Origin of the sequence: Micromonospora sp. M51, assembly GCF_018070305.1 — a bacterium.
GTDB lineage: Bacteria > Actinomycetota > Actinomycetes > Mycobacteriales > Micromonosporaceae > Micromonospora > Micromonospora parva.
In genome coordinates this window covers 1-10,512 of the sequence record NZ_JAGPXZ010000142.1, presented here as the reverse complement: position 1 = coordinate 10,512, position 10,512 = coordinate 1, and the positions used below count along the sequence as shown (strand labels likewise).

The 10,512-nt window shown below is 69.5% G+C and carries 13 protein-coding genes; 11 read left to right on the top strand and 2 right to left on the bottom strand.

Translation table 11 applies throughout. From position 1 onward, the window contains the following. Positions 1-33 precede the first annotated feature (33 nt). Positions 34-726, top strand: coding sequence for an SDR family NAD(P)-dependent oxidoreductase (locus KBX53_RS10620; protein WP_210858891.1), 693 nt, complete (start codon positions 34-36; stop codon positions 724-726). On the opposite strand, the gene KBX53_RS10615 is transcribed toward KBX53_RS10620, so the two are convergent. Then, positions 711-1,397 carry a thymidylate kinase gene (locus KBX53_RS10615; RefSeq protein ID WP_051708576.1) on the bottom strand — a complete coding sequence of 229 codons (687 nt, stop codon included), beginning with the start codon at positions 1,395-1,397 and terminating at the stop codon, positions 711-713. The two genes, KBX53_RS10620 and KBX53_RS10615, sit on opposite strands and share 16 nt — an antisense overlap. A gap of 123 nt (positions 1,398-1,520) precedes the next feature. Between KBX53_RS10615 and KBX53_RS10610 the strand changes: the two genes are divergently transcribed. The 5 genes from KBX53_RS10610 to KBX53_RS10590 all read left to right on the top strand — a co-directional run bounded on the left by KBX53_RS10610 (position 1,521) and on the right by KBX53_RS10590 (position 3,977). Then, positions 1,521-2,147 (top strand): nucleotidyltransferase family protein, encoded by a 627-nt coding sequence (locus KBX53_RS10610; protein WP_309140748.1) that lies wholly within the window; start codon positions 1,521-1,523, stop codon positions 2,145-2,147. Next, positions 2,144-2,419 (top strand): hypothetical protein, encoded by a 276-nt coding sequence (locus KBX53_RS10605; protein WP_030333304.1) that lies wholly within the window; start codon positions 2,144-2,146, stop codon positions 2,417-2,419. The genes KBX53_RS10610 and KBX53_RS10605 overlap by 4 nt, the downstream gene beginning before the upstream one ends. Positions 2,420-2,429: 10 nt before the next feature. After that, positions 2,430-3,206, top strand: coding sequence for a metallophosphoesterase (locus KBX53_RS10600; RefSeq protein WP_030333302.1), 777 nt, complete (start codon positions 2,430-2,432; stop codon positions 3,204-3,206). Beyond that, positions 3,197-3,340, top strand: a complete 144-nt coding sequence (locus tag KBX53_RS10595; protein ID WP_007464364.1) for a GPGG-motif small membrane protein — start codon at positions 3,197-3,199, stop codon at positions 3,338-3,340. The genes KBX53_RS10600 and KBX53_RS10595 overlap by 10 nt, the downstream gene beginning before the upstream one ends. A 142-nt stretch (positions 3,341-3,482) precedes the next feature. Further along, positions 3,483-3,977 carry a TspO/MBR family protein gene (locus KBX53_RS10590; protein ID WP_210858890.1) on the top strand — a complete coding sequence of 165 codons (495 nt, stop codon included), beginning with the start codon at positions 3,483-3,485 and terminating at the stop codon, positions 3,975-3,977. A 52-nt stretch (positions 3,978-4,029) separates the two neighbouring features. Here KBX53_RS10590 and KBX53_RS10585 read toward each other — a convergent pair whose 3' ends face one another. Then, positions 4,030-4,803: a M23 family metallopeptidase gene (locus tag KBX53_RS10585; RefSeq protein ID WP_210858889.1), complete on the bottom strand. Its 774-nt coding sequence runs from the start codon at positions 4,801-4,803 to the stop codon at positions 4,030-4,032. 250 nt (positions 4,804-5,053) lie between these two features. Here KBX53_RS10585 and KBX53_RS10580 point away from each other — a divergent pair, with 250 nt between their 5' ends. From KBX53_RS10580 to KBX53_RS10560, 5 genes are all read left to right on the top strand, one after another. Then, complete coding sequence (locus KBX53_RS10580; RefSeq protein ID WP_030333296.1) at positions 5,054-6,397, top strand: ABC transporter substrate-binding protein; 1,344 nt, start codon at positions 5,054-5,056, stop codon at positions 6,395-6,397. A gap of 66 nt (positions 6,398-6,463) precedes the next feature. Further along, positions 6,464-7,510: a carbohydrate ABC transporter permease gene (locus KBX53_RS10575; RefSeq protein WP_030333294.1), complete on the top strand. Its 1,047-nt coding sequence runs from the start codon at positions 6,464-6,466 to the stop codon at positions 7,508-7,510. Between the two features lies 1 nt (position 7,511). Further along, complete coding sequence (locus KBX53_RS10570; RefSeq protein WP_210858888.1) at positions 7,512-8,480, top strand: carbohydrate ABC transporter permease; 969 nt, start codon at positions 7,512-7,514, stop codon at positions 8,478-8,480. A 66-nt stretch (positions 8,481-8,546) separates the two neighbouring features. After that, complete coding sequence (locus tag KBX53_RS10565; protein ID WP_030333290.1) at positions 8,547-9,593, top strand: LacI family DNA-binding transcriptional regulator; 1,047 nt, start codon at positions 8,547-8,549, stop codon at positions 9,591-9,593. Positions 9,594-9,623: 30 nt separating this feature from the next. Beyond that, positions 9,624-10,512, top strand: an 889-nt coding sequence (locus tag KBX53_RS10560) for an alpha-amylase family glycosyl hydrolase (RefSeq protein WP_247675421.1), incomplete at its 3' end; no start/stop codon positions are given.

Sequence of the window (10,512 nt, the reverse complement as noted above, 5' to 3'; positions counted from 1 at the left end):
GGGCGGGGGTGGATGAGGGCTAGCGTGGGGGGTATGGCGGAGCGCAGCGTGGTGGTGACCGGAGGTACCGGCGGGCTCGGCGGGGCGGTCGTCACCGCGTTCGTCGAGGCGGGCTGGCGGGTGGTCGTACCGCAGCGGGAAGCCCGGCCCGGATCGGAGCCGGCGGCAGCGGGGGTGGTCCCGGTGGTCGCGGACCTGGCCGACCCGGCGGGTGCGGCGCGGGCGGTCGAGGCCGCGCTCGGCGAACCGGCGGCGCCGCTGCGCGCGGTGGTCAACCTGGTCGGGGGGTACGCCAGCGGCGGGCTGGTGCACGAGACCCCGGTCGAGGAGTTCGAACGGATGCTCACCGTCAACCTGCGGCCGACCTACCTGGTCACCCGGGCCGCGCTGCCGCACCTGATGGCGTCCGGCGGCGGCGCGGTGGTCTGCGTCTCGGCCCGCGCGGCGATCGCCCCGTTCCGGGGCGCGGCCGGCTACTCGACGGCCAAGGCGGCGGTGCTGGCCTTCGCCAACGCGGTGGCGGTGGAGTACCGGTCGCAGCACGTGCGGTGCAACACCGTGCTGCCCAGCGTCATCGACACCCCGGCGAACCGGGCCGCGCAGCCCAACGCCGACCATTCCCGCTGGGTGACCCCGGCCGAGATCGCGCCGGTGATCCGGTTCCTCGCGTCGGACGAGTCCGCCCCTACCAGCGGCGCCACCGTTCCGGTCTACGGGCGGGCCTGAGCCGCCACCGACCCCAGGTCGTCCCCGGCCGGCGCGGACGACGGCAGCCAGGTCTCCAGGTGCGCCTGGATCTGCTCGGTCACCTCCTCGGCCGGGCGGCCCGCGTCCACCACCACGAAGGTGGGGTACTCGGGCAGCGCCCGGTAGGCGGTGTCGGCGGCGGTCAGCCACCCCATCGTCTCGTGATCGGTGCCGCGTTCCTCGATGCGCCGGTATGCCTCCGCCGGGTCGACGGAGAGCAGGAAGGTCACCTGCGGCGTCGGGAACAACCGGTAGCCGGCCCGGGCGAGCCGCTCCCAGCGCTGCCCGCCGTGCGCCCGGATGCTCGCGTACTGGCAGGCCGAGTAGCGGTCCATCACCGCCGTCCGGCCGGTGAGCAGACAGCTGATCAGGGCGATCGCGATGGCGAGCCAGCGCAGCACCGACTCCACGGCCAGCACGCCGTCGCGCCCGACGAGCCGTTGCGCGTCGGGCCGGCCGAGTCGGTGGGCGAGCCGGGCGAGCCAGCGCCGGCCACTGGCGTTGCGCCGGTACCTGGCGGGGCGCCCGGCGGCGGTCAGCGCGTCGGCCAGCCGGTGCGCCTGGGTGGTCTTGCCGGAACCGTCGATGCCGATCAGGGCGACAGTGCGCAACCGGGCCTTGCGTCGTCGCATCCCCGATGATCTGGCCACTCTCCACAGATTATCCGACCGACGCACCCGCCCCGCGAGGTTTGTCATGCTTCATCCCTGTTGACACCCGACCGCGACACCGGCAGGTGTGGCCGACCGGAATGCCGGGTACCGGACTTTGAAATCCAACCGCCGGTCCACCAACACGACGACGGAGGAAACCAGATGGCTGAGCGCGGGGACGAGAGTCTTGTGCACACCCTCAAGAAGGTCGCCGCCGTGCTCAAGCAGTCCGAGATTCCGTTCGCCCTGGGCGGCAGCTTCGCCGTCTACGCCCACGGAGGCCACTCCAGCGATCACGACGTCGACTTCCTGATCCGGGAAGTGGACGTGGAACAGGCGCTGCAGGCCCTGGTGGCCGCCGGTTTCGTCGCCGAGCGCCCACCGGAGGACTGGCTGGTCAAGGTCTTCGACGACGGCCGGATGGTGGACCTGATCCACCGGCCGATCGAGACGCCGGTGACCGAGGAGACGTTCGCCGACACCGTCATCCGGCCGGTGGACGCGATTCACATGCCGGTGCTGTCCGCCACCCAGCTGATGGTGCACAAACTGCTCAGCTTCTCCCAGCACTACTGCGACTTCGCCCGCGGCCTGCCGCTGGCCCGCTCGCTGCGGGAGCAGATCGACTGGGAACGGGTACGCAAGGAGACGCAGCACTCGCCGTACGCCGAGGCGTTCCTGGTGCTGCTGGACCGGCTGGAGGTGGTGCCGGCCGCCGGCACCCAACCAGGAGAGGGGACATCGTGACCCACCATCGCGACATCGACACCGGGCCACCGGACGAGTACGTCGAAGCGGAGATCCAACGGTTGCTCGTCGAGGACCCCGCCGTCGCCGAACAGGGGATCACCGTCATCCGGCGGGAACGCGCCCTCGTGCTCTACGGCGAGGTGGAGAGCCCGCACCGGCGGGAGGAGATCCTGCGTCTGGTGTCGGAGCGCTTTCCGGACGTGCCGGTCACCAGCGACATCGGGGTGATCCGCGCGCAGGCGCCCACGGAGATCGAGCAACTGCCCTGAGGGAGGTTCCATGGTGATCCGGATCGCCGCCGTGGGCGACGTGCATCTGGACGAGGACGTCGTCGGTCGGTTCCGACCGGCGTTGGAGGAGCTGCCGGAGTGTGCCGACGTGCTGCTGCTGGCCGGGGACCTGACCCGGCACGGCACCGAGGCCGAGGCGCGCTGCGTGGCAACGGAGTTCGGTGGGTTGGCAGTGCCGGTGGTGACCGTGCTGGGTAACCACGACCACCAGTGTGACCAGGTGCCGCAGGTGGTCAAGGTACTGGAGGACGCGGGCATCACCGTGCTGGAGGGCAACGGCGTCGTGCTGGACTGCGCTGGTGGTCGTCTCGGCATCGCCGGCGTGAAGGGCTTCGGCGGCGGGTTCGCCGGCCGGTGCGCGAGTGACTTCGGCGAGCCGGAGATGAAGGCGTTCGTCCGCACCACCACCGACAGCGCGGACCGGCTCGGTGCGGCGCTGCGCTCGTTGGACTGCGACATGCTGGTGGCGCTCACCCACTACTCGCCGGTGCCGGACACACTGGCCGGTGAACCGTTGGAGATCTACCCGTTCCTCGGGTCGTACCAGCTGGGGCAGGCGATCGACTCGGCGCCCACGGCACTGGCCGTGCACGGGCACGCGCACGCCGGGACCGAGCGCGGCACGACCCCCGGTGGGGTACGCGTCCGCAACGTCGCACACCCGGTGATCAAGCAGGCGTACAGCGTCTTCCACGTTGGCGATCAACTCGACACCGACCAGGTTTCCCCGATCGGCCAGTCGGGTAGTCAGAGGTCATGGAGCTGATTCTCTGGATTCTCGCAGTCGTACTCGTGGTCGCCGGCATCCTCGCGCTGTTCCGCCGGCAGATCCTGTGGGGCATCGTCCTCATCGTCGTCGGGCTGTTGGTCGGCCCGGGTGGTGTCAGCATCTTCAATTAGCGCTCATCATCGGTAACACCGGGACCCGCCGGGGTCGCCGCGACCGGAGCTTCGTCCTCCCGACAGAGGCACCGGTCGCAGCGATCCCGGCGCTTTCGTGTCCGGCGGTTTGCCACCGCCGATCCGCGGAAACATCTTGACTATGGAGACATCTCAGAACGCCCCGAGGACCTCCGGCCGCCGCCAGTGGTGGGCCCTCGTCGGCTTCGGGGTGGCGGTCTTCATCGCCGCCGCCATCGGCGGGCTGGGCGTGCAGGGCACCACCGACGAGTACGCGAGCCTGCGGCAGCCCGACTGGGCGCCGCCCTCGTGGCTGTTCGGCCCGGTCTGGTCGCTGCTGTACGCACTGATCGCGGTGGCCGGCTGGCTGGTGTGGCGACGGGTCGGCTTCTCCCCCGCACTCTGGGCCTGGACCGCCCAACTGGTCCTCAACGCCATCTGGACCCCGCTGTTCTTCGGCGCGGGGCAGTACGGACTGGCGTTCGCCGAGATCGTGCTGATGTGGTTGGCGATCGGCCTCACCGTGCTGCTGTTCACCCGGGTCTCCCGGGTCGCCACCGCGCTGATGCTGCCCTACTGGGCGTGGGTCACCTTCGCCGCCGCGTTGAACCTGTCGATCTGGCGGCTGAACGCCTGACCGGCGGATCTCCGGCGGGCGCTCGCCCGCCGGAGACCGGCCGTCCGCTGCCTCAGCAGCGAGGGACGTTCGGGATGTAACCGTCGTAACCGGTGTAGACGTACGCGTCGGCGATGAACCGCCCGGCGCCGATGCGGTCCCAGATCGTGCTGGTGCCGTAGGTGCCGGTGACGCTCGTGCCACTGGTCTGGCAGGCGATGGTCACCCGGGTGCCATCGGCGACGGTGCCCACCGAGGCGTACCCGGTGCCGGGACCGGAGCGAACGGTCAGCGGCGTGCCGCTGGTGTCGACGGTGCCGTTGCCGCTGCCCGACGAGCACCCGTTGCCACTGGTGTAGCTCTTGGTGCCCCAGTAGAGCGCGAGGCTGCCGTTGAAGCGGACCTGGATGTCGGCACCGTTGAGGCGCTGCTCGTAGTGCAGGTGCGGGCCGGTCGATCCCCCGGTGCTGCCGACCCAGCCGACCACCTTGCCGTACCCGACCGTCTGCCCGACCGAGACGTTGAAGCCGCTGAGGTGCGCGTAGTAGGTGCTGTAACCGCCCCCGTGGTTGATTCGGACGTATTTGCCGTAGCTGGTGCCGCCGAGGTCGGTGACCCGGTCGACGGTGCCGGGGGCGCTGGCGACCACCGGGTCGCCGGCGTCGTCGGTGCGGTTGAAGTCGATGGCGTACGCCGGGCTGTGATCCGACCGGGTCTGCCCGGACCAGGTCTGCCCGCACGGGAAGGGCACCCTGAAGGTCGGCGCGGCCAGCGCGGGCGTCGCCGGCGCCAGCGCTCCCCCGACCAAGAGACCCGTCACCAGCAGGCTGATCCACCGCTTTCGCATACAGCTCCTCCTATGTCGAAAACCTTCGATGCGTAGGCATCAGCCTGACAGATATCGTCACTCTTCGAAAGAGTCCGAAGCGTGCCCCGGGAGCGCGCCCACCAGGCAGCCGGCAGGTTTCCGGATTGTTACTCGGTCGTGTCTGGCAGGGGGTGGACCCAGCCGGATGCAAGCGCTTACATGTGTGCACGCCCAATCGGACCGGCGACGGGTCACCAGCGAGACCGCGCCGGCTAGGAAGGAGGACGGCATGGCGGTCTTCACCAGACCACGCCAGGCCTTCGTGATCGCCGGCGTACTCGGGCTGGCGCTCAGCGCCACCGCCTGCGGTACCGGCGACGACAAGAAGAGCAGCAACGCGGGCTCCGCGGAGTGCGCCGCATACGACAAGTACGACGGCCACGACGGCAAGAAGGTCTCCATCTACGCGTCCATCCGTGACGCCGAGGCCGATCTGCTCAGGAACTCCTGGAAGACGTTCGAGGACTGCACCGGCATCGAGATTGACTACGAGGGCAACGCCGAGTTCGAGGCGCAGCTCCCGGTCCGGGTCGACGGCGGCAACGCGCCCGACCTGGCCTTCGTGCCCCAGCCGGGCCTGGTCAAGCGGTTCGCCGACGCCAGCAAGCTGAAGTCCCTCGGTGCCGACACCAAGACGATGGCCGAGCAGAACATGCCGGCCGACTGGCTGAAGTACGGCACCGTCAACGGCACCCTCTACGGTGTGCCGCTCGGCGCCAACGTGAAGTCCTTCGTGTGGTACTCGCCGAAGCTCTTCAAGGAGAAGGGCTGGACCGTCCCCACCAGCTGGGACGACATGATCAAGCTCAGCGACACGATCGCGGCGAGCGGCATCAAGCCGTGGTGCGCCGGCATCGAGTCCGGTGACGCCACCGGCTGGCCGGCCACCGACTGGATCGAGGACGTCATCCTGCGTACGCAGGGCCCCGAGGTCTACGACCAGTGGACCACCCACGCCATCCCGTTCAACGACCCGCGGATCGTCGACGCCGTCAACCGGGCCGGCACGATCCTGAAGAACGAGAAGTACATGAACGGCGGCTTCGGCGGGGTGAAGAGCATCGGCACCACCGCCTTCGGTGAGGCCGGCCTGCCGGTCACCACCGGCAAGTGCGCCATGCACCGCCAGGCGTCGTTCTACGCCAACCAGTTCCCCGAGGGCACCAAGGTGGCCGAGGACGGCGACGCCTTCGCGTTCTACTTCCCGGCCATCGACACGGCCAAGGGCAAGCCGGTGCTCGGCGCGGGCGAGTTCGTCGTCGGCTTCGCCGACCGCCCCGAGGTGCAGGCGGTGCAGACCTACCTCGCCTCGGCCGAGTACGTCAACAGCCGCGCGAAGCTCGGCAACTGGGTCACGGCGAACAACAAGCTGGACATCGCCAACGTCGCCAGCCCGATCGACAAGCTCTCCGTCCAGATCCTGCAGGACAAGACCGGCGTCTTCCGCTTCGACGGATCCGACCTGATGCCGGCCGCGGTCGGCGCGGGGACGTTCTGGAAGGGCATGGTCGAGTGGATCAACGGCAAGGACACCGCGTCGGTGCTCCAGGGCATCGAGAGCAGCTGGAAGTGATCTGAGCGGTGGGCCGGTCCGCACCTGCGGGCCGGCCCACCGACGGATCTGGACCTGGGAGGGTCGATGGAGTTCGACTTCGCTGAGGAGCAGCCGAAGTTCCTCATGCTGATGTACGGGCTGATCGCTTTCGTCGCGGTGGTGGGCGGTCTGCTCCTGCTTCTCGACGTGGTGCCGGCCTGGTTCGCCCGCCGTCGGGAGGCGCAGCTCGTCGCCGCGTCCGCCAGCGGCGCCCCGCTCCCCCGCCGACGCAAGCAGGGGGAGGGACTCTTCGCGCTCTTCTTCCTGCTGCCGACGCTGCTACTGCTCACGGTCGGGTTGGTCGTGCCGGCCATTCGCACCACGCTGCTCTCCCTGATGGATGGAAGCAGCACCAACTGGGTCGGACTGCGCAACTACAGCTGGATGTTCTCCGACGACTCGATCGTCCGGGTTCTGATCAACACCCTGGTCTGGGTGGTCCTGGTCCCGTTGGTGGCGACCGGGTTCGGCCTGATCTACGCCGTACTTGTCGACAAGGCCCGGTTCGAGGCGGTCGCCAAGTCACTGATCTTCCTGCCGATGGCCATCTCCTTCGTCGGCGCCAGCATCATCTGGAAGTTCGTCTACGCCTATCGGGGCGAGGGCGACCAGATCGGTCTGCTCAACCAGATCGTCGTCAGCCTCGGCGGCGAGCCGAAGCAGTGGTTGCTGGAATCGCCGCTGAACACGCTGCTGCTGATCGTCATCATGGTCTGGATCCAGGCCGGCTTCGCCATGGTGGTGCTCTCCGCCGCGATCAAGGCGATCCCCGGTGACATCGTGGAGGCCGCCCGGCTCGACGGCGTCAGCCCGTGGCAGATGTTCTGGCGGATCACCATGCCGAGCATCCGGCCGGCGCTGATCGTCGTGGTCGTGACGCTCACGATCGCCACGCTCAAGGTCTTCGACATCGTCCGGACCTCGACCAACGGCAACTACGACACCAGCGTGATCGCCAGCGAGATGTACAACCAGGCGTTCCGGTACGGCCAGAACGGGCAGGGCTCCGCGCTCGCGGTCTTCCTCTTCATCCTGGTCATCCCGGTCGTGATCTACCAGATCCGCAACCTCCGTCAGCAGCGGGAGGGCTGAGATGACCACCGCAACGCCCACCGTCGCCGTCGGCACCCAGAAGACCGACGGCACCCCGACCACCGCGGCCGGCCGGGTCCGCAAGCGGTTGAACAGCCGCACCGCGACGCTCGTCTCGATCGTCATCGCGGTGCTCTGGACCATCCCGACCTTCGGCCTGCTCGTCTCCTCCCTCCGCCCGGAGGACGAGATCAAGACCACCGGTTGGTGGACGGCCTTCACCAACCCGCAGTTCACCTTCGAGAACTACGAGCAGGTCCTGTTCGGGCGGTCAGCGTCCTCCGGCCAGCTCGCCGGTTCCTTCATCAACTCGCTGGCGATCACCATCCCGTCGGTGCTCTTCCCGCTCGCCTTCGCGTGCCTCGCCGCGTACGCGCTCGCGTGGATCAACTTCCGCGGCCGGGACTGGGTCTACATCGCGATCTTCGCGTTGCAGATCGTGCCGTTGCAGATGGCCCTGGTGCCGTTGCTGAAGTTCTTCTCCACCGGCGTCAGCCTCGGCGGCGTCACCCTGATGCCGGCGTGGGACCTGGTCGACGAACAGAAGTTCGCCCAGGTGTGGTTCGCGCATACCTGCTTCGCGCTGCCGTTCGCCGTCTTCCTGCTGCACAACTTCATCTCGCAGCTGCCCGGGGACCTGATGGAGGCGGCCCGGGTCGACGGGGCCACCCACCCGAAGATCTTCCGCACCATCGTGCTGCCGCTGATCACCCCCGCGCTGGCGGCTTTCGGCATCTTCCAGTTCCTCTGGGTCTGGAACGACCTGCTGGTCGCGCTGATCTTCGCCGGTGGCGGCAACGAGACCGCCCCGCTCACCGTCAAGCTCGCCGAGATGGCCGGCACCCGGGGCAACGAGTGGCAGCGGCTGACCGCCGGTGCGTTCGTGTCGATCGTCGTACCGCTCATCGTGTTCCTGTCCCTGCAGCGCTTCTTCGTGCGAGGTCTGCTCGCCGGCAGCGTCAAGGGCTGACCGCGCGCCCGCCGTCGCCTGGCCCCTCGGGCGGCGGCGGGCACCGGGCACCGAGCGGGGGTAACCGTGACGAGGATCGATGATGTGGCCCGACTGGCCGGGGTCTCCACGGCCACCGTCTCACGGGCCCTGCGGGGGCTGCCGACGGTCTCGGCCGCCACCCGGCGCCGGGTACTGGCCGCCGCCGAACAGCTCGACTACGAGGTCTCACCGAGCGCGTCCCGGCTCGCCGGTGGTCGCACCGGCACTGTCGCGGTGGTCGTTCCCCGCATCACCCGGTGGTTCTTCAGCACCGTCGTCGAAGCGGTCGAGGAATACCTCCACCAGTCCGGCTACGACCTGCTGCTCTACAACCTGGGCGGCCGGGAACAGGTCCGCCAGCGGGTCCTGCGGACGGCCAACCTGCACAAGCGGGTGGACGCCATCATGCTGGTCGCCACGCCCCTGCGTCCGGCCGACCTGACCGCGCTCGCCACGCTGGACCTGCCCGGAGTCACCATCAGCTCGGGCAGCAGGGTGCCCAACTGGCCGTGCGTACGCATCGACGACGTGGCCGCCGCGCGGGTCGCCACCAAGCATCTGATCGACCTCGGCCACCACCGGATCGCCCACATCTCCGGCGACCCGGACGACGAGTTGGCCTTCACCACCCACCTCGACCGACGGCGGGGTTACCAGGCGGCGCTGCGCTCCGCCGGCCTGCGACCCGACCCGACCCTGGACATCGAGTCCACTTTCACCATCGACGGCGGCAACCGGGCCACCGCCGAACTGCTGGCCCGCGGCGAGCCGCCGACAGCGATCGTCGCCGCCTGCGACGAGATGGCGATGGGCGCGATGACCGCCCTGCGCGACGTCGGGCTGCGGGTGCCGCAGGACGTCAGCGTGGTCGGTATCGACGACCACTACCTGGCCGGTGTGCTCGGGCTCAGCACCGTCGCCCAGCCCGCCGCCGAGCAGGGCCGGCTCGCCGCACAGATGCTGCTCGACCCGCTCGGGGCCCGACCGCCGAACCCTGTCGTCAGTCAACGGGGCACCGGTTGCGACACTCCGGTGGTCCTGCCCACCCGGTTGGTGGTGCGGGATTCGACAGCGCCGCCCCGGGCACATTGAAATCAACACACCGCAACACGGGAGACGACCCTGAACACCGACCCGACGCAGCAGACCTCCTCCGACCAACCGGCCACCGGCTGGTGGACCGAGGCCGCCATCTACCAGATCTACCCCCGCTCGTTCGCCGACTCGGACGGGGACGGAATCGGTGACCTGCCCGGCATCACCGCCCGCCTCGACCACCTGGTCGAGCTGGGCGTGGATGCGGTGTGGCTCTCTCCCTTCTACCCGTCGCCGCAGGCCGACGCCGGCTACGACGTGGCCGACTACCGCGACATCGACCCGCTGTTCGGCACCCTCGCCGACGCGGACAAGCTGATCGCCGAGGCCCGTTCCCGCAACCTGCGGGTGATCGTCGACCTGGTGCCGAACCACACCTCGTCGGCGCATCGCTGGTTCCAGGCCGCGCTGCCGGCCGCGCCCGGCAGCCCGGAACGGTCCCGGTACATCTTCCGGGACGGCCGAGGCCCGGACGGCGACCAGCCGCCGAACGACTGGCAGAGCGTCTTCGGTGGTCCGGCCTGGACCCGCACTGTCGACGCCGACGGGCAGCCCGGCCAGTGGTACCTGCACCTGTTCGACACCGGGCAGCCGGACCTCAACTGGGACAACCCGGAGGTGCACGCGGAGTTCCTCGACGTGCTGCGGTTCTGGCTGGACCGCGGGGTGGACGGCTTCCGCGTCGACGTGGCGCACGGCCTCATCAAGCAGGCCGACCTGGCCGACTGGCAGGAGCCCCAGGAGATCCTCTCCGGCAACGAGATCGACAAGCCCCGCCCGCCGATGTGGGACCAGGACGGTGTGCACGAGATCTACCGGCAGTGGCGGCAGGTTCTGGACAGCTACCCCGGCGAGCGGGTGCTGGTCGCCGAGGCCTGGGTGGAACCGGCCGAGCGGTTGGCCCGCTACGTCCGCC